This is a genomic window from Amycolatopsis sp. SID8362 (assembly GCF_010550475.1).
Lineage (GTDB): Bacteria > Actinomycetota > Actinomycetes > Mycobacteriales > Pseudonocardiaceae > Amycolatopsis > Amycolatopsis eburnea.
This window is the reverse complement of the sequence record NZ_JAAGNB010000135.1, coordinates 83,626-100,963: the sequence shown is the minus strand read 5'-3', so window position 1 is coordinate 100,963 and position 17,338 is coordinate 83,626. Positions and strand designations below refer to the sequence as shown.

Genomic DNA, 17,338 nt, shown 5'->3' with positions numbered 1-17,338 from the left:
CCCGCCGGTAGACGTCGGCGGTCGCCTCGGCGATCCGGCTCCAGTCGAAGTCCGCGGCCAGCCGCGACTGCGCCGCCTTCGCCCGCTTCGCCGCGGCCGGCGCGTCGCTGAGCACCGCCGTCACGGCGTTGGTCAATTCCGCGACATCGCCGGGGCTGAACGCGAGCCCGGTCTCGCCGTGCACCACGACCTCGCCGAGCCCGCCGGCGGTCGACGCCACGAGCGGCGCCTTCGCGGCCGCGGCCTCCAGCGCGACGATCCCGAACGGCTCGTACCGGCTGGGCAGCACGACGGCGTCGGCGGCGGCCAGCGCCGCCCGCAGGTCGCGGTCGGAGAGGTGCCCGACGAAGTCGACCGCGCGCCGCACCCGCAGCTTCCGCGACTGTTCGACCAGCTCGTCGAAGTGTCGTCCTTTTCCGGCAACAACGACGCGCGTGCCCGGGTGACGGCGCCGGATGCGGGGGAGCGCGGCGAGCAGGTCCTGCACGCCCTTCTCCCACTCGAGCCGTCCGAAGTAGAGCAACAGCGGCGCGCCGGCCGGGCTGTAGACCTCGCGGGCGCGGGCGATCTCCTTCGCCGGCACCTGCCAGCCGCGTTCCTCGATGCCGTTGTGGATCACCGTGACGTCGGCCGCCTCGACCTCGAAGAGGTGCGCGACCTCGCGGCGCATGGCCTGCGAGCAGGTGATCAGCGCGTCGGCGCGGTTCGCCAGCCACCACTCGACCGAGTGAACCTGCTGGTTGAGCGGGTGCGACAGCCAGCCGGAGTGCCGTCCCGCCTCGGTCGCGTGGATCGTGCCGACCAACGGCACCCGCGCGGCTTCGGCGATCGCGATCGCCGGGTGCGCGACCAGCCAGTCGTGCGCGTGGACGACATCGGGCTGCCAGGTGCGCAGCAGGTCCTGGGCGGCGCGGATCATGGCGTGCCCCATGGCCAGCGTCCAGGCGACGAGGTCCCGCTCGAACGTCACGTGCATCGGGTCCTCGGCGACCCGGATGATCCGGACGCCCTCGACGACGCGGTCGGTGCGCGGGTGCGTCCCGGCGTCGGTGCCGGCGGCGTGGCGGCAGAGCACCACGACCTCGTGACCCTGACGCGCCAGGTGGGTGGCGAGCGCGTGCACGTGCCGGGCCAGGCCTCCGATGGCCACTGGCGGGTACTCCCACGACAGCATCAGCACACGCATGGGCAGAGGTTACTCGCGAGTCAGAACGCCCCGACGCGCCCGTGCTGGCGAAGTGTTCACATGTGATCCCGATCACTGGCGAGCACGCCGAACTCTGCCACCATCGACCGGGATGACTTCTCCCGAGGACACCGGCTGGCGCCGGCTCGACCCGCCCCTGCCGACCCCGTGGAGCGGCGACGTCGCTCCGGGCAACGCGCTGCCCGAGTACCCGCGGCCCCAGCTGACCCGGCCCCGCTGGCTGAGCTTGAACGGCGTCTGGGAGTACGCGGGCTGGCCGTCGTCGGAAAACGAACCACGGTCGTCCGGGTACGCCGAGCGGATCCTGGTGCCGTTCCCGCCGGAGTCGGCGTTGTCCGGAATCGGACGACGCGACGAGGTCCTCTGGTACCGGCGGCTCTTCGAGCTCCCGCCGGACTGGACCGGCGCACGGGTTCTCCTCCACTTCGGCGCGGTCGACCAGACGGCGAAGGTGTGGGTCAACAACCAGCTCGTCGCGACCCACGAAGGCGGCTACACGGCGTTCAGCGCGGACATCACCGACGTCCTGCGCGCGTCGGGGCCGCAGGAGCTGACCGTGCGGGCCGAGGACCGCACCGACATCGAGACGTTCCCGGTCGGCAAGCAGCGCAACGCCCCCGGCGGGATCTGCTACACGGCGTCGTCCGGAATCTGGCAAACGGTCTGGCTGGAGCCGGTGCCCGACCACCGCGTCGACCGGCTGGACCTGACGCCCGACCTGGCCGGCGTGACGGTGTTCCCGCAGGTCACCGGCGGTGCCGAGGTCGTTGTCATTCTTTCGGCAACCGGCGAGGAGGTGGCACGCGCGTCGGGCGCGGCCGGGACGTCGGTCCGCGTGGACGTCCCCTCGCCGCGCCTCTGGACCCCCGACGACCCGCACCTCTACGACCTGCGCGTCGAACTCCGGGACCGCCACGGCGCGCTCCTCGACGAGGTCGGCGGCTACGCGGGCCTGCGGACGATCGGCCTGGTCCCGGACGAGCGGGGCCGCCCGCGGATCGCCCTCAACGGCCGTGTCACTTTTTTGCACGGGCCGCTCGACCAGGGCTACTGGCCGGACGGCATCTCCACCGCGCCCACCGACGAAGCCCTGCGTTTCGACCTCGAAAAGACCAAGGAGCTGGGCTTCAACTTCGTCCGCAAGCACGTCAAGGTGGAGCCGGCCCGCTGGTACTTCTGGGCGGACACGCTGGGCTTGGTCGTCTGGCAGGACATGCCCTCGCTGACGGTGTCGTTCGACGGCCCGCCCGGGATCGCGCCGGACCCGGTGCCGCGGGCCCGCGAACGGTTCGAAGCGGAACTGGTCGAGATGATCGAACAGCTGCGGTCGGTCCCGTCGATCGTCGGCTGGGTGCCGTTCAACGAGGGCTGGGGCGAGTTCGACACGGCGCGTGTCGCGGAACTGGTCAAAGCCCTGGACCCGACGCGCCTGGTGATCGCGAACAGCGGCGTCAACTGCTGCTTCTCCCGCCCGGACACCGGCGCCGGCGACGTCTACGACGACCACACGTACGTCGGCCCGGGCGACCCCGCGGTCCACGACGCCCGCGCGATCGTCGACGGCGAGTACGGCGGTCTCGGCCTGGTCCTCGACGACCACCGCTGGCCGGGCCCGCCGAACGCGTACGAGATGACGCCCACCCGGGAGCGGCTCACCGAGCGCTACGCGGAAGTGAGCGCGGCGCTCGAGCGCGTGGTGGCGGAGCGCGGGCTGTCCGGTGCCGTCTACACCCAGACGACCGATGTCGAAAACGAGGTCAACGGCCTGCTGACGTACGACCGCCGGGTGGTCAAAGCGGACCCGGCAGTGGTTGCGAAATGCGCGAAGGCAGTGATCGAGGCGGGCTCGGCCTGACCGCGTTGACGCTGGTCAGCGCCGTGGTCGACTTTCGGCAACGGTCCGGGAGCGGCTCGTCGCGCCTGCTGGTCAGCTTTCGGCAACCGCCCTGAGCAGGCCGTCGCGCCCGTGGTCGAGCGCCGACAGCAGCGCCCCGCGCAGCGCCGCCGAGTCCGTCACTTCACCGGCTTCCACCCAGACCGGACCGGGTGTCAGTTCGCGGACCGTTCGCCGGATTTCGGCCACGAGTTCCCCGCGGCTCCCGGCCGGCCCGCCCAGCAGAACGAGATCCGGGTCGACGATGGTGCAGATCGCGGCCACGGCCCGCCCCAGCGTCGCGCCGAGCAGCCGCAGCCGTTCCGCGGCGAGGGCGTCTTCGGCGGCCCGGTCGAGCGTGGTCAAAATTTCGCCGACGTCCAGCGAAGGCGCATCCGGCCGGCCGAACCCCTGGTCGGCGAGTGCGGAAGCCAGCGTCGAGCCCGAGCTGTCCAGGTAGCCGATCTCGCCGGCCAGCCCGTGCGCGCCGCGGACGAGCTGGTCGCCGACGTAGAGGCTCACGCCGAGCCCCGCGCCGACGTAGACGTAGGCGAAGCTCTTCGCCTCCCGGGCGGCGCCTTCCCGTCGTTCGGCGAGCGCCGAGAAGTTGACGTCGTTGTCGAGCAGCACGCCGGCCCCGACGTCCCCGGCTCGGAGCCGCCCCTCGGGGAACGGTGACCCCGGCAGCGCGACGACCTCGTGGGTGACCGGGTCCACGGGGTTGGCCACCGAGACCGCGGTCGCTCGCGCCGGCCCCGTTCCCGCGGCGCTCGCGGCGGCGACGGCCACCCGGACGGCCTCGGTGATCGGCCGGCCGTCGGGCGCGTGCTGTTCGGTGGCCAGGACGGCCCCGGTCAGATCGGTCGTCACCGTGCGGACGCCCTGCTGGTTCACCTCCGCGGCGACGACGCGCCCGGCGTCGGCGGCCAGCTCGTAGAACGTGGCGATCCGGCCGCGGCGGCCGGTCTGGTCGGTGCCGGTGGCCCGCAGCGCGCCCGCCGTTTCGAGCCGGCGGACGGACTCCGAGATCGTCGGCTTCGAGATCCCGGTGGCCGCGGCGAGCTCGGCACGCGTGGTCCGGCCGTGGGTGAAGACCTGGTCGAGCACCGCGCGGTCGGTCATGGCCCGCAGCATCGCCAGGCGCGGGAGCGGCCGGTCGGGGTCGGACATCGCACCTCTTGTGGCGGGGAAGGAACTGGGGTTACCGTAGCGGGGACATTCTAGTAAGGAGTCCTAACCAAAAACCGGAGGACGCCGATGACCACCACCGAACTGCCCGCGAACATGGCCGAGGCCGTCACGCGCGCCAAGCGGGAGCTGCGCGCCCGGATCGGCGACGTCGCCGGCGCGTTCGCCGGGATCCGGGACTGGACGCGCCGGGAGGTCGACGCCGTCGCCGCCGATCCGGACGCCTTCCCCGTGGTCCGGTTTCGCGACATCGCCGACGGAACCGTGCCGGACCGCACGCTCGGCGCGATCCGGCGCCGCGGCTGCGCCGTCGTCAAAGGCACTTTCGCGCGCGAAACGGCCGAGACCTGGGACGCCGAACTCGCCGCCTACCTCGCGGACAACGACTTCGACGGCACCTACCAGGGCCCGGCCGACGACGTCTTCGCCGGGCTCGCCTCCGGCCAGCCACAGATCTACCCCGTCTACTGGTCGAAGCCGCAGATCCAGGCGCGCCAGCACGAGCACATGGTCGCGGTCCGGCGTTTCCTCAACTCCTTCTGGCGGCACGAATCGCAGGGCCGCGTCTGGTTCGACCCGGATCGCGACACGGCCTACCCCGACCGCATCCGCCGCCGCGCGCCCGGATCGGCGTCGCTCGGCCTGTCCGCCCACACCGACTCCGGCTCGGTCGAACGCTGGCTGCTGCCCGCCTACCAGCAGGTCTTCCGGCACGTCTTCGACGGCGACTGGCGTGCCTACGACCCCTGGGACGGCGCCCACCGCACCGAAGTCGACGAATACCCGTCGACGGTGATGTGCTCGGCGTTCCGCACCTTCCAGGGCTGGACCGCGTTGTCGGAAATGCGGCAAGGCGACGGCGTGCTGCACGTGGTGCCGATCCCATCGGCGATCGCGTACGTCCTGCTCCGCGCGCTCCAGGACGACATCCCCGACGACGACCTCTGCGGCGCGGCCAACGGCCAGGCGCTGCCGGTCAACGACAAGTACCACGACGACCTGCTGCCGGCGCTGACGTCGATCCCCGACGTCGAGCCGGGCGACACGGTGTGGTGGCACGGCGACGTCGTCCACGCGGTCGCCGACGGCACCAACCCGGACCGGTGGGGAAACGTCATGTACATCCCGGCGAGCCCGCACTGCGCGAAGAACGCCGCGTACGCGGCGAAATGCGGCCGCGCTTTCCTGGCCGGCAAGAGCCCGGGCGATTTCGCGCCGGAAGACTACGAAGTGAACTGGACCGGCCGGGCCACGCTCGACGACCTCGACGCCGTCGGGCGCGACCAGCTCGGGCTGTGACCCGGCGACGGTGGGGGACCGGCGTCCCCCACCGGCGGCCGTCACGCCGGAAGCGCCGCTTCGATGGCCTTGACGACCGTCTCGTCCTCGGGCTCGGTGCGCGGCCGGAACCGCGCCAGGACCTCGCCGTCCGCGCCGATCAGGAACTTCTCGAAGTTCCACTGGACGTCGCCCGCGGCACCCTCGGCGTCGGCGGTCTTGGTCAGCTCCGCGTAGAGCGGGTGCCGGCCCTCGCCGTTGACGTCGATCTTCTCGAACAGCGGGAACGTGACGCCGTAGGTCGTCGAGCAGAACGTCTGGATCTCGTCGGCGCTGCCCGGTTCCTGCCCGGCGAACTGGTTGCACGGAAAACCGACCACGGAGAAGCCCTGGCCGCCGAAGCGTTCCTGCAGCCGCTCGAGGCCGGAGTACTGCGGGGTCAGGCCGCACTTCGACGCGACGTTGACCACGAGCAGCGCCTTGCCGGCGAGCGAGCCCAGCGAGCTGTCCTGCCCGTCGAGGGTCTTGACCGGAATTTCGTGGATTCCCATGGGGCCCTTTCAGTCGTGCTTCAGCGCCCGGGCGTCGAGGTGCCCGAACGGTCCGTCGTCGGCGCGGTAAGCGGCGGCGAGTTCTTCGGCCCGCGCGCGCTCGCCGCGGCGCAGCAGCCCGGCCAGCGCGTCGAACCGTTCGGTGTGGACGGCCGCGCGGCGGCGCGCGTAGTCCGCGGCCGAGTCTTTCGTGACCATGAACGCCCAGTCGCTTTCCAGTGCCAGCATCGCCTCGGCGACGGCCTGGTCGGCGACGGTGTCCCGGGCTGTTGTCCCCAAATCGGCAACGAGGTCGAGCAGCCGCCGCTGCAGTGCCGAGTTGGCTTCGACCATGTCCTTGACCTGCTCGCCGTCCCAGACGCGCCAGTCCTTGCCCGACCCCCACGACGACGCCGGCAGGTCGATCGGCTCGCCGACGTGGTCGGCTTCGATCGCCCCCTTCAGCGTCGTCACGCGGACGCCGGCCTCGGGCAGCGCCCGCAGCACGCCTTCCAGCCAGGCCGGTCCTTCGTGCCACCAGTGCCCGAACAGCTCCGTGTCGTACGCGGCGACCACGAGCGCCTCACGCCCGTGCTGCGCCTTCAGCGAACGCAGCCGCGTCACGACCGTCTCGACGAAGTCCTTGACGTGCTGCTGCAGCACGTCCGCGGCGAGCGCGGGGTCGTAGGGCGCCTTGTCCTGCGGCTCGACCGTCTTGCCGGTGACCCGCGCCGCCTTCAGCCCGACCTCGTGCTGCCAGGTGTGGAAGTCGCGGTACGCGGCGTGCCCGGGGTAGCCGGCCTTCGGCGACCAGACGCGGTAGGTGACTTCGAGGTCTCGTCCGAAAGCGACCACGTCGCTCGCGCCGACCGGCCGCGCGGCCCACGTCTCGCCGCGCAGCGACGGGCCGTCCACCATGAACCGCCGCACGCCGGCGGCGGCGTAGTCGTTTTCCATGCCAGGCGCGTAGCCGCACTCCGGCGCCCAGATCCCCTCGGGCCGCGACCCGAGCCGCAGCGCCGTGTCGGCGAGCCCGGCGTTCAGCGCGAACTCGCGCACCCGCGGGTCCAGCAGCGGCTGGAACGGGTGGGCCAGCGGGCCCCCGAGCAGCTCGATAGTCGAATTTTCGACCAGGGACCGCAGCACCGGGGAAAAGCCGTGCCGCCAGCGCGTGCCCAGCTCTTCGGCGGCGCGGACGGCGGTCCGGTGCTCGGCCGCCGCGAGCTCGCGCAGCAGCGGGTCGCCGCGCCACAACGTCGACGCGTGCTGGGCGCGCAGCTGCCAGTGGCCGAGCCAGTCGTGGAACGCGCGGATGCTGTACGGGTCGTCGAGCTGCGCGGCGAGCACCGGCGTCACGCCCAGCGTCAGCACGTCCCGGCGCCCCTCGGCGGCGAAGCGTTCGAGCAGGTCGACCATCGGCAGGTACGAATGCGCCCACGCCTGGTACAGCCATTCCTCGCCGACCGGCCAGGTCCCGTGGTGCGGCAGCCACGGCAGGTGGCTGTGCACGACGAGGCAGAACGTCCCTTCGCTCATCGGCGCACCGCCACGGCGATCAGGTCGAGGCTCGCGTCCAGGTCGTCGCCGTGGATGTCGAACCCGGAGGCTTCGATCGCGGCGACGTCGGCGAGCAGCGCCGCCGGCCAGACGGCCTGGCCGGGCAGCTCACCCATGACCACGTCGAGCTGGGCGTCGATGAGTGAACCGCCGTACCGCTCGTCGAGCGCGCGCACGGCCTCGCCGTGGTGCAGCCCGTGCAGCGTCTCGATCTCGAAACCGGCGTCGTCGAGCAGCCCGGCCAGCTCAGACGGCGCCAGCTCACGGGTGTGGAACGGGTTCAGCGGCGTGTCGCTGTCCGGCGTGAACGTCAGCCGGTTCGGCGTCGTGACCAGCAGTTTGCCGTTTTCCGGCAACACCCGCCGGCACTCGGCGAGGAAGCCCGCCTGGTCCCACAGGTGCTCGATGACCTGGAAGTTGGCCACGACGTCGACCGCGCCGTCGCGCACCGGCAGGAACGCCAGGTTCGCCCGCGCGACGGCGAGCTCGGGGTAGCGGCGGGCGACGTGCTCGGTGGTCGGCACGTCGTAGTCGAGCGCGAGCACCCGGCGGGCGGTGGTCGCGAGGAGGCTAGCGCCGTAGCCCTCGCCGCAGCCGGCTTCGAGCACCGTCGCGTCCGCGCAGTGGGGGAGCAGGGCGGCGTACGCGGCTTCGTGGCGCTTGAACCAGTAGTTCTCCTCGGCGATGCCGGGGACGGTCCGTTCACCGGTCAGGTGCAGCGCCTCGGCCCGGGTGGCTGGGGTGGTCACCTGCGCGACCATAGCGGGTGTCACGTCCGGGCAGCCGGGCTCGTTCCGTGGTCATGCAACGGACCATCACCCGCGTACTGCTCGTCTTCTTCGGCCTGGTCGAAGCCGTGGTCGGAATCTGGCCACTGCTCTCGCCCACGGGCTTCTACCAGGACTTTCCCGGTTTCCGCACCGGCTGGGTGGCCATGGACGGCGCCTTCAACGAGCACCTCCTGCGCGACTTCGGCGGCCTCAACCTGGCCCTCGCCGCCCTGCTGATCGGCGCCGCCGTGATCGGTACCACAGCGGTCGCGCGGCTGGCCGGCGTGGCGGGGCTGCTGTTCGGCCTGCCGCACTTCGTCTACCACCTCGGCCACGTGGCGCACTTCGAGCGGCTCGACCAGGTGCTGATCATCGCGACGACCGGCCTCGGCGTCGTGGTCCCGCTCGTGGTCCTGCTGGTCCCGGGGCGGCGCGTCAGCCCACCGGCGACACCGTGATGCCGAGCGCGCCCGGGCCGAGGTGCGCGCCGATGACCGTGCTCGCCTCGACGACCATGCTCTCGGCCATCGCGGGCACCCGGCGTTCGATCTGCCTGCCGATTTCGAGCTCGTGGTCGCTGGCGCCGAACCGGGTGACCGCGATGTCGGCGCGGAACCCGCCGGACTTCTTCACCGCGAGGTCGACCATCTTGGCCAGCGCCCGCCGCGTGCCGGGGACCCTGGCCAGCGGCGCGACCTCGCCGTCCTTGACCGTGAGCAGCGGCTTGATCGAGAACGCGGTGCCGAGCATCGCCTGCGCGGCGCCGATCCGCCCACCCCGGCGCAGGTACTCCAGCGTGTCGACGTAGATGAACTCGGTGCTGGTCAGGCACCGGCGTTCGGCGGCTTCGATGACGCGCGCGGCGTCCGCGCCCGCCGCGGCCGCCCGGGCCGCCGACACCACGGCGAAGCCCAGGCTCATCCCGGTGGTGCGGCTGTCGAGGACGTGCACCGGGATGCGGACCTGCTGGGCGGCGTCCCGGGCCGCGCGGACGGTGTCGGACATGCGGCCGGAGATGTGGATGCTGACGATGGCGGTCGCCCCGGCGGCGGCCGCCTCCTGGTAGGTCCAGAAGAACGCCCCCGGATCCGGGGGCGAAGTGGTCAGGACTTCCCCGGCTCTCAGCGCGTCGATGACCTTGCCGCGGTCGAAGCGGTTTTCGTCGTCGAAGTGACCACCCAGGTTCAGCTGGATCTGGACGACCCCGATCGCCCAGCGGGCGGCGACGATGTCGGGCAGGCAGGAGCTCGAGTCGGTGATGACGGCGATGCGCGCGGGCATGCTGGGGAAGGTTAATGCCTGACATGCACTGCGAGTAGGCCGTGGTTGGTCCGATCGGACGAACGGCTGTTCAAGCGGGGTAACCGGTCGACTACTGGGACGATGGTCCCATTAGATTGCGCATCCAGGTGAAAGGCGTCACCTCGGCGGGTGCTGGGCGCCGATCAGCCCTAATCTACCGGCCAGTAGAGCACTGTCCCGTGGTCGACCGCGGGCCACGAACCGGGAGGTCGAAGCAGACCCATGACCAACATCGTCGTCCTGGTCAAGCAGGTACCGGACACCTACTCGGAGCGGAAGCTCAACGGGTCCGACCACACCCTTGACCGCGAATCCGCCGACGCCGTGCTCGACGAGATCAACGAGAAGGCCGTCGAAGAGGCGCTGAAGATCAAGGAAGCCGGCGAGGGCGAGGTCACCGTGATCTCGGTGGGCCCGGACCGCGCGACCGACGCCATCCGCAAGGCGCTGTCCATGGGCGCCGACAAGGCCATCCACGTCTCGGACGAGGCGCTGCACGGCTCCGACGCGATCGCCACCGCCAAGGTGCTCGCCGCCGCGGTCGCCAAGGTCGAAGGCTACGACCTGATCATCGCCGGCAACGAGTCCTCCGACGGCCGCGGCGGCGCCGTCCCGGCGATCCTCGCCGAGCTGCTCGGCCTGCCGCAGGTCACCTACGCTCGCGAGGTCACCGTCGAGGGCACGACCATCAAGGCCGTCCGCGAGACCGAGGACGGGCTCACTCGCCTCGAGGCGAACCTGCCCGCGGTGGTGAGCGTCGGCGAGAAGATCAACGAGCCGCGCTACCCGTCCTTCAAGGGCATCATGGCCGCGAAGAAGAAGCCGGTCGAGACGTTCACCATCGCCGACCTGGGCGTCGACGCGGGCGAGGTCGGCCTCGGCAACGCGTGGTCCACCGTGACCGAATCCGCGCCGAAGCCGCCGCGCACCGCCGGCGAGAAGGTCGAAGACGAGGGCGACGGCGGCACCAAGGTCGCCGAGTACCTGGTCGGCCAGAAGCTCATCTGACAACGGCTCTTCGAGGAGGAACAAGAACATGGCTGAAGTACTCGTCCTCGTCGACCACGTCGACGGTGAGGTCAAGAAGGTCACGCTCGAGCTGCTGACCGCCGCCCGCGCGCTCGGTGAGCCGTCGGCCGTCGTCGTCGGCCCGACCGGGACCGCCGCGAAGGCGAAGCAGGCGCTGGCGTCGCACGGTGCCGCCAAGGTGTATGTCGCGGAAGGCGACGACGCCGCGAACTACCTGGTCACGCCCAAGGTGGACGTGCTCGCCGCGCTCGCGCAGCAGGCGTCCCCGGCCGCCGTGCTCCTCACCGCCAGCGGTGAGGGCAAGGAGGTCGCCGCCCGCCTTGCCGTGCGCCTGGGCTCCGGCCTGATCTACGACGCCGTGGGCGTCAACGGCGACGGCGTCATCGACCAGTCCATCTTCGGTGGCGCGTTCTCCGTCAAGTCCAAGTCCGCGAAGGGCGCGCCCGTCGTGTCCATCCGCCCGGGCGCGGTCGAGGCCGAGCCGGCCGAGGGCGCGGCGGCCGAAGAGACCGTCGAGATCCCCGCGGTCGACGCGGCGAAGGCCACCCGCATCACCGGCGTCGAGCCGGTCACCGGCGGTGACCGTCCGGAGCTGACCGAGGCCTCGATCGTGGTCTCCGGTGGCCGTGGTGTCGGCTCGGCGGAGAAGTTCGACGTCGTCGAGAAGCTGGCCGACTCGCTCGGCGCGGCCGTCGGCGCGTCGCGTGCCGCGGTCGACTCCGGCTACTACCCGGCGCAGTTCCAGGTGGGCCAGACCGGCAAGACGGTGTCGCCGCAGCTGTACATCGCGCTCGGCATCTCCGGCGCGATCCAGCACCGCGCCGGCATGCAGACGTCGAAGACGATCATCGCCGTCAACAAGGACCCGGAGGCGCCGATCTTCGAGATCGCCGACTTCGGCATCGTCGGCGACCTGTTCAACGTCGCGCCGCAGCTGACCGAAGCGGTCGAGAAGCGCAAGGGCTGATCCAGTCCGTCGAAAGGGCCTCCCGGGACGTCCCGGGAGGCCCTTTTCGCGTTTTCAGCACCTGAGAGAAGCCTGAGAACCCGCCATTAACTGAACGTGCACCAATCGGTCATCGGATGGCACTCTCCGAGGCTTCCTACGCGCGGGTACACCTTGACCATGACGACGTCACAGCTCCTCGTCAGCACTGATCAGGCGGGTGTCGAGCTCCCCGCGGACGCTCCCCGGTACTCCCTCCTCGTCGCCCACGCGAACGACGAAGTGGTCGCCGCGCAACGCCTCCGGCACCGCGTTTTCGCCGAGGAAATGGGAGCGCGGCTGCACTCGCTCCGGCCCGGTCTCGACGTGGACGAGTTCGACGAGTTCTGCGACCACCTCGTCGTCCGCGACGACAACACCGGCGAGATCGTCGGCTGCTACCGGATGCTGCCGCCCGACCGCGCCGCGCGGGCCGGGAAGCTCTACGCCGACAGCGAGTTCGACCTGGGCGCGCTCGACGCGATCCGGCCGCACCTAGTCGAAACCGGCCGGTCCTGCGTGCACCCCGACCACCGCAGCGGCGCCGTCGTCAGCCTGGTCTGGGCCGGGATCGCCCGCTACATGCTGCTGTCCGGCCACCGGTACCTCGCCGGCTGCGCGTCCGTCCCCCTGGTCGACGGCGGTTCCTTCGCCGCCGGCGTGTGGGACCTCCTGCGCACCAAGCACTACTCGGACGAGGCCACCCGCGTCTCGCCGCTGATCCCGTGGGACTGCTCGGAGATCGAACGCCCGGCGCGCGCCACGCTGCCGCCGCTGATCAAGGGCTACGTCCGCCTCGGCGCCAAGGTCCACGGGCCGCCCGCGCTCGACGCCGACTTCGGCGTCGCGGACTTCTTCGTCGTGCTGGACCTGCACAACGTCGACGAGCGCTACCTGAAGTTCTTCCTCGGGACCCAGGGATGAGCCACGCCTGGATGCCGACGTCCCCCTGCGGCGACGGCTGCCTGACCGACGGCGACGCGGTGGTCGGCCTCCCACGCCGGATCCTGCGCTTCACGGCGGCGATCACGGCCGTGCTGGCGGCGCTGCTGTCGGCGCCCCTGCTGCTGGTGCCGTGGGGCCGCGAACGCCGGATCCGGCTGATCTTCCGCGGCGTGCTGCGGGCGTTCGGCGTCCGCCTGGACGTCCGCGGCGGCGAGGACTTCCTGACCGCGCCCGCCGGCCGCGGCGCCCTGGTCGTCAACAACCACATCTCGTGGCTGGACATCGTCGCGATCAACGCCCTGCGCCCGATGCGCGCGCTGGCCAAGAAGGAGATCGCGGGCTGGCCGGTGCTGGGCGGCCTGGTCCGCCGCGGCGGCAGCATCTTCCTCGACCGCGAGCGGCTGACGACGCTGCCCGCCACGATGGCGTCGCTCGCCGACGCGCTCCGCACGGGCTCGCTGGTGAGCGTCACCCCGGAGGGCACGACCTGGTGCGGCCTGGCGTCGGGCCGCTTCACGACGGCGACGTTCCAGGCAGCCATCGACGGCGGCGTCCCGGTGCGCCCGATCGCGCTGCGCTACCGCCTCGCCGACGGCCGCGAGACCAGCCGCCCCGCGTTCATCGGCCCGGAGTCGCTGATCGCTTCGCTACGCCGGGTCGCCGCACTGCGCGGCCTGGTCCTGGAGGTCCACATCTGCCCGGAAATCGCCCCCGGCCGCGCGGAGAACCGCCGCGAGCTGGCGGCCCTCGCCGAGGCGGCGGTCCATTCCGCGCTGGGCACGGTCCAGATCCCGGCGCAGCGGCGCCGCCGGACCGCACGCCGTCAGCCGGCGCCCCTGGCTTCGCCTCCCGCGAAGTGATCCGGGCCCTGTCGCCGCGATCCGGCGACAGGCCCGGATTGGCCGGGTTCAGCCGACGGTGATCGTGAGCTTCCCGCCGGGATGCCCGCCCTCGCTCTCGGTCTGCGCGGCGGCCGCGTCGGCGAGCGGGTAGCTCTTGCCGTGTGCGAGACCGACGCCGTGGTCGGTCACCCAGCCGGCGATCCCGGTCAGCACCTCGCGGCTCTGCTCACCCCCGCTGGAGAACGTGATCCCCAGCTCGAACGCGGCCGCGTCGGCGATGGTGACGACCCGGTCCTTCGTGCCCCGCAGCTCGACGGACCCGGGCAGCACCCCGTGCCCGACGGCGTCGAACACGGCGTCGATCGGCCCGGACGCGGCCTCGCGGACGCGCTCCACCCAGCCGTCGCCGTAGCGCACGGGAACGACGCCCAGCGACTTCAGGGCGTCGAGGCTGCGGCTCCCGCCGGTCCCGATGACGGTCACCCCCTGCGCGACGGCGACCTGGGCGGCGAACCGCCCGACGGTGCCGCTGGCGCCGTGGAGCAGCAGCGTCTCGCCCTCGCGGACGCCCAGCAGCCCGAGGACGCGAAGCGCGGTTTCCCCGGCGACCGGCAACGCCGCGGCGTCCGCCCACGAAAGGCTCGCCGGCTTCGGCGCGAGCGTCTTCGCCAGCGCGTACTCGGCGTAAGCGCCGGTCTCGGACCAGCCGAACACCTCGTCACCGACGGCGAAGTCCGCGCCCTCACCGACGGCGTCGACGACCCCGGCGACCTCGAGACCGGGCGTGTGCGGGAAGGCGACCTGGAAGTTCTGCTGCATGAAGCCGTTGCGGATCTTCCAGTCGATCGGGTTGACGCCGGCGGCCCGCACGGCCAGCCGCACCTGCCCCGGGCCGGGCTCCGGCACCGGCACCTCGGACAGCTGCAGGACGTCCGGTCCGCCGTAAGCGGAGAAGGTGATCGCTCGCATGGTTGTTCGGCACTCCTCGGTCGGTGAGAACTTCCTCGTCACATAGTCAACTCGCCCCGGCGCCCCCGCCGAACCACCCGGACGAGCAGTGTTCACTAGCCGGACGAGCAGGCCGCCCGACGGCGGACGCGCCTACCTTGGGGGTCATGGACGCTTCCTGGTCGGACCCGCGGCACGTGCTCGACGTCGTCGACCGGCTGCTGTCGGCCCCTCGGCCCCAGTTCCTCAGCCGGTTCTCCACCGAACTGGGGCGGCTGATCCCGCACCGAGCCGCCGCGATGCAGACGGGCGACTGCCCCCGCAGCCCGCTCAAGGCCGTCGGCGACGAGACGATTACAGCGACCGTGACGAGCGTCGAGCTGCAGCGCCTGGCCGACCGCAGCGAGCCGGGCAAAGCCCTGGTCATCGACGGCGACCTGGGTGGAACCGAACGCCGCATCGTCCTGCTCGCCTCGACGCCGGCGATCGGCAAGGGCGCCGTGCTCGCCGTGGTGCCCGAGGCCGGGGAACTGCACGCTGTCGACCTGGAGCTGGCCGCTCAGCTGTGGCACATCGTCAGCACGGACGCCGCCCAGCGCGCGACGGACCCGGGCCCGGACGTCCTGGCCAGCAGCCTCGCCGCGGCCTCCGCCCGAGCCCAGGCGATCACCGACCTCGGCCAGACCCACGCGGCGACGTTGGCCACGCTCCTGGCGGTGCTCCGTTCCAGCCGCCTCTCGGACACCGCCGCCCGCCGCACCGCGGTCGACCTCGCGGCCGACGCGCTGCTCGAGCTCAAGGGCGTGGTCGACCGCGACCAGGTCCTGTCGGTCGAACAGGCCGACACGGCCTTCGCGGTGTTGAAGACCCAGCTGGCCGACCTGGTGCGCCACACGGAGGTCGACGTCGACCTCGCCGACCCGATCGGCGACGCGTCCCTCCCGCAGGACATCGCCCACACGGCCCGCACCCTGACCCGTGGCCTGGTGCTCGCCGCCTTGGACCGCCCGACGACGACCCGTCTCCGAGCGTCCTGGCGCCTGGACGGAACAACGCTCCGCATCACCGTCCGTGACGACTGCCCGGAGGTCGCCGACGCGATCCCGGCCCGCGGCCTGACCGACCGCCTCACCGCCCTGGGCGGCCACTGGGAGGTCGACGCGGTACCCGGCTGGGGCACGACGATCACGGCGGTCCTCCCGCTCGGCGTGGCCGAACCGCCGGAGCTGCGCCCGCTGGACCGCCTCAACCCGCGCGAACTGGAGGTCCTATCGGGCATCTCCCAGGGCTTGCGCAACCGGCAGATCGCCGAACAGCTGCAGCTCAGCGAGCACACGGTCAAGTTCCACGTCCGCAACATTCTTGAGAAGCTGAGCGTGACCTCCCGCGGCGAGGCCGCCGCCCTGGCCCGCGACCTGCCCCTGGACCCGGTGACCCACCGCACGGCCTGAGGCGTCTTGACCTCCAGCGGGCTGGAGGTTGCACGCTGCTGATCATGGCCTCGACGATCGATTCCGCACCTCGCCGCCGAAGTGTGCTGTGGAGCGCGGAACACCGCCTGACGACGATCGCCCTGCTGCTCGTGGTCACGTTGGTCGCTTTCGAGAACATGGGCGTGGCGACGGCGATGCCGACCCTGGTCGCCGACCTCGACGGCCTGGCGCTGTACTCGTGGCCCTTCACGACCTTCCTCATCTCCAGCGTGGTCGCCACGGTCCTGTCAGGCCGCATCGGCGACCGCCGTGGCCCCGCACCGGCGTTGCTGGCCGGCCCCGCGCTGTTCGCGACCGGCCTGATCGTCGCGGGAGCGGCGAACGGCATGCCGGTCTTCCTCCTCGGCCGCGCATTGCAGGGCTTCGGTTCCGGCCTGCTCCTGGTCTCGGTCTCACTCCTGATCGCGCTGACGTTCACCGACCACGAACGCCCGGTCATCTACGCGGCCAACGCGGCAGCTTGGGTCCTGCCGGCGGTCATCGGCCCCTCGGTCGCCGGCCTGGTCACGGTCAGCATCGGCTGGCGCTGGATCTTCCTCGGCCTGGTCCCGCTCGTGGTCGTCGGAGCGGTCATGCTCCTCGTGGTCATCCGACGGCTGCCCCCGCACGCACCCGCCCTCGACGGTCGCCGCGCGAGCGTGCCCCAGGCGATCATCGCCGCCCTCGGCGTCGCGGCACTGACGTGGGCGGCCCAGCACCACTCCCTCCTTTCGCTCGGCTACGGCGCGCTTGGCCTCGTAGCCCTGGGCTACGCCCTGCGTACCCTCCTGCCGGTCGGAACGCTGACCTCCCGCCCGGGCCTGCCGACAGTCGTCGCTTCGCGCGCCCTGATCGCGGGCGCGTACGCCGGGATGGAGGCGTACCTGCCGCTGACGATGAGCGCCGTCCACGGCTACGGCCCCGCTCTCGCCGGCCTGCCCCTGACGATCACGGCGTTGGGCTGGTCCGCGGCGTCGGCAGCCCAAGGCCGGTTCCTCAACTGGTCGAGGGAGGCCTCGCTGCGCACAGGGTTTTGGCTGGTCGCGGCGGGGCTCGTCTGCTTCGGCCTGGTCTCGCAGCCCTGGTGCCCAGGCTGGCTCGCATTCGTGGCCTGCGCGGTCGGTGGTGCAGGCATGGGGATCGCGATGCCCGCGATATCGGTTCTCCTGCTGCGCTACTCACCCGAAGGTGAACGCGGCTTCAATACCTCAGCGATGCAGCTCGCAGACTGGGTGGGTTCCGCCCTGCTGATCGGCTTGGGCGGCGTCCTGCTCGGCGTGGTCGGCTCGGTACTCGACCCGTCGCCGGCGATGGCCCTGCTCACCCTCGCATTGGCGACGTTGGCGCTGCTGGGCGTCCGGCTGACCGGGCGGTGGCCGTCAAAGGTGTGACAGCCCACTTCGACGGCCAGG

The 17,338-nt window shown here is 71.9% G+C and carries 16 protein-coding genes; 9 read left to right on the top strand and 7 right to left on the bottom strand.

Annotated features, from left to right (window positions below):
• Positions 1–1,186 (bottom strand): glycosyltransferase family 4 protein (locus G3I65_RS05175; protein WP_160695066.1); only part of this gene is annotated, 1,186 nt, incomplete at its 3' end.
• 112 nt (positions 1,187–1,298) lie between these two features.
• Between G3I65_RS05175 and G3I65_RS05170 the strand changes: the two genes are divergently transcribed.
• Complete coding sequence (locus G3I65_RS05170; RefSeq protein ID WP_160695065.1) at positions 1,299–3,062, top strand: glycoside hydrolase family 2 protein; 1,764 nt, start codon at positions 1,299–1,301, stop codon at positions 3,060–3,062.
• A gap of 72 nt (positions 3,063–3,134) precedes the next feature.
• Here G3I65_RS05170 and G3I65_RS05165 read toward each other — a convergent pair whose 3' ends face one another.
• Positions 3,135–4,250: an ROK family transcriptional regulator gene (locus G3I65_RS05165; protein ID WP_160695064.1), complete on the bottom strand. Its 1,116-nt coding sequence runs from the start codon at positions 4,248–4,250 to the stop codon at positions 3,135–3,137.
• 87 nt (positions 4,251–4,337) lie between these two features.
• Between G3I65_RS05165 and G3I65_RS05160 the strand changes: the two genes are divergently transcribed.
• Positions 4,338–5,567 (top strand): YbiU family protein, encoded by a 1,230-nt coding sequence (locus tag G3I65_RS05160; protein ID WP_160695063.1) that lies wholly within the window; start codon positions 4,338–4,340, stop codon positions 5,565–5,567.
• A 41-nt stretch (positions 5,568–5,608) separates the two neighbouring features.
• On the opposite strand, the gene G3I65_RS05155 is transcribed toward G3I65_RS05160, so the two are convergent.
• Genes G3I65_RS05155 through G3I65_RS05145 form a run of 3 tightly spaced genes read right to left on the bottom strand, consistent with a single transcriptional unit; the run spans position 5,609 to position 8,382 of the window.
• Positions 5,609–6,097: a glutathione peroxidase gene (locus G3I65_RS05155; RefSeq protein WP_160695062.1), complete on the bottom strand. Its 489-nt coding sequence runs from the start codon at positions 6,095–6,097 to the stop codon at positions 5,609–5,611.
• Between the two features lie 9 nt (positions 6,098–6,106).
• Positions 6,107–7,612, bottom strand: coding sequence for a glycoside hydrolase family 57 protein (locus G3I65_RS05150; protein WP_160695061.1), 1,506 nt, complete (start codon positions 7,610–7,612; stop codon positions 6,107–6,109).
• Complete coding sequence (locus G3I65_RS05145; protein WP_160695060.1) at positions 7,609–8,382, bottom strand: class I SAM-dependent methyltransferase; 774 nt, start codon at positions 8,380–8,382, stop codon at positions 7,609–7,611. The genes G3I65_RS05150 and G3I65_RS05145 overlap by 4 nt, the downstream gene beginning before the upstream one ends.
• Before the next feature lie 53 nt (positions 8,383–8,435).
• On the opposite strand from G3I65_RS05145, the gene G3I65_RS05140 reads away from it, so the two are divergent.
• Positions 8,436–8,861 carry a hypothetical protein gene (locus G3I65_RS05140; RefSeq protein ID WP_163046646.1) on the top strand — a complete coding sequence of 142 codons (426 nt, stop codon included), beginning with the start codon at positions 8,436–8,438 and terminating at the stop codon, positions 8,859–8,861.
• Here the strand turns inward: G3I65_RS05140 and G3I65_RS05135 are convergent.
• The gene (locus tag G3I65_RS05135; protein ID WP_125306320.1) at positions 8,839–9,684 is read right to left on the bottom strand and encodes a DegV family protein; all 846 of its coding nucleotides are present in this window, start codon (positions 9,682–9,684) and stop codon (positions 8,839–8,841) included. The two genes, G3I65_RS05140 and G3I65_RS05135, sit on opposite strands and share 23 nt — an antisense overlap.
• A 243-nt stretch (positions 9,685–9,927) precedes the next feature.
• Here G3I65_RS05135 and G3I65_RS05130 point away from each other — a divergent pair, with 243 nt between their 5' ends.
• From G3I65_RS05130 to G3I65_RS05115, 4 genes are all read left to right on the top strand, one after another.
• On the top strand, positions 9,928–10,713 hold the full coding sequence (locus G3I65_RS05130; protein WP_160695058.1) for an electron transfer flavoprotein subunit beta/FixA family protein: 786 nt from the start codon (positions 9,928–9,930) through the stop codon (positions 10,711–10,713).
• Between the two features lie 28 nt (positions 10,714–10,741).
• Positions 10,742–11,701 (top strand): electron transfer flavoprotein subunit alpha/FixB family protein, encoded by a 960-nt coding sequence (locus G3I65_RS05125; protein ID WP_160695057.1) that lies wholly within the window; start codon positions 10,742–10,744, stop codon positions 11,699–11,701.
• 159 nt (positions 11,702–11,860) lie between these two features.
• Positions 11,861–12,643 carry a GNAT family N-acetyltransferase gene (locus G3I65_RS05120; RefSeq protein ID WP_160695056.1) on the top strand — a complete coding sequence of 261 codons (783 nt, stop codon included), beginning with the start codon at positions 11,861–11,863 and terminating at the stop codon, positions 12,641–12,643.
• Positions 12,640–13,524, top strand: coding sequence for a 1-acyl-sn-glycerol-3-phosphate acyltransferase (locus tag G3I65_RS05115; protein ID WP_160695055.1), 885 nt, complete (start codon positions 12,640–12,642; stop codon positions 13,522–13,524). The genes G3I65_RS05120 and G3I65_RS05115 overlap by 4 nt, the downstream gene beginning before the upstream one ends.
• A gap of 48 nt (positions 13,525–13,572) precedes the next feature.
• Here G3I65_RS05115 and G3I65_RS05110 read toward each other — a convergent pair whose 3' ends face one another.
• The gene (locus G3I65_RS05110) at positions 13,573–14,475 is read right to left on the bottom strand and encodes an NADP-dependent oxidoreductase (protein ID WP_160695054.1); all 903 of its coding nucleotides are present in this window, start codon (positions 14,473–14,475) and stop codon (positions 13,573–13,575) included.
• A gap of 146 nt (positions 14,476–14,621) precedes the next feature.
• Here G3I65_RS05110 and G3I65_RS05105 point away from each other — a divergent pair, with 146 nt between their 5' ends.
• Together G3I65_RS05105 and G3I65_RS05100 are read left to right on the top strand one after the other, a co-directional pair.
• On the top strand, positions 14,622–15,905 hold the full coding sequence (locus G3I65_RS05105; RefSeq protein ID WP_160695053.1) for a LuxR C-terminal-related transcriptional regulator: 1,284 nt from the start codon (positions 14,622–14,624) through the stop codon (positions 15,903–15,905).
• Positions 15,906–15,949: 44 nt separating this feature from the next.
• Positions 15,950–17,317, top strand: a complete 1,368-nt coding sequence (locus G3I65_RS05100) for an MFS transporter (RefSeq protein ID WP_160695052.1) — start codon at positions 15,950–15,952, stop codon at positions 17,315–17,317.
• Positions 17,318–17,338 lie beyond the last annotated feature (21 nt).